Origin of the sequence: Streptomyces oceani (assembly GCF_001751245.1) — a bacterium.
In the GTDB taxonomy this organism is placed as follows: domain Bacteria; phylum Actinomycetota; class Actinomycetes; order Streptomycetales; family Streptomycetaceae; genus Streptomyces; species Streptomyces oceani.
Genome location: NZ_LJGU01000047.1, coordinates 1 through 403, shown reverse-complemented (window position 1 = coordinate 403; position 403 = coordinate 1). Strand labels below are relative to the sequence as shown.

The following is a 403-nucleotide window of genomic DNA, read 5'->3' as shown; positions in this document are numbered from 1 at the left end:
GGGCAGCAGCAACCGCAGGGGCAGACCGGTGAGCGGGCCGTACTCGGTGCGGAGCAGGGCGAGTTCACGCCTCAGCGGTTCGGTGCGGTAGGCGGCTACGAGTGGCTGGTCGCGACCGTCATGGACGACCGCGGCTTCCTCACCGCCCATGTCCAGCAGGCTCCGAACGGTGCTCGGGTGCAGGAACGGCAGGTCGGCGGACAGCACCAGCGCCGTTTCCCGTGTCACGTACCGGAGTCCCGCGTCCAGCGCGGCCAGGGGGCCGCCACCCGGCGGCTCTTCGCGTACCCAGCGCACCGGGCGGCGCACCGGGCGGCGCGGGCCGACCACGATCGTCGTACTCGCGCCGGGGCAGGCCGCGAGCACTCGGTCGAGCAGTGGGCGACCGCCGACCGTGAGGGAC

Annotated in this window: 1 protein-coding gene; it reads right to left on the bottom strand. The window is 73.9% G+C overall.

Annotated features, from left to right (window positions below):
* Positions 1-403: NTP transferase domain-containing protein (locus tag AN216_RS00215; protein ID WP_244502248.1), on the bottom strand; the 403-nt coding region annotated here is incomplete at both ends.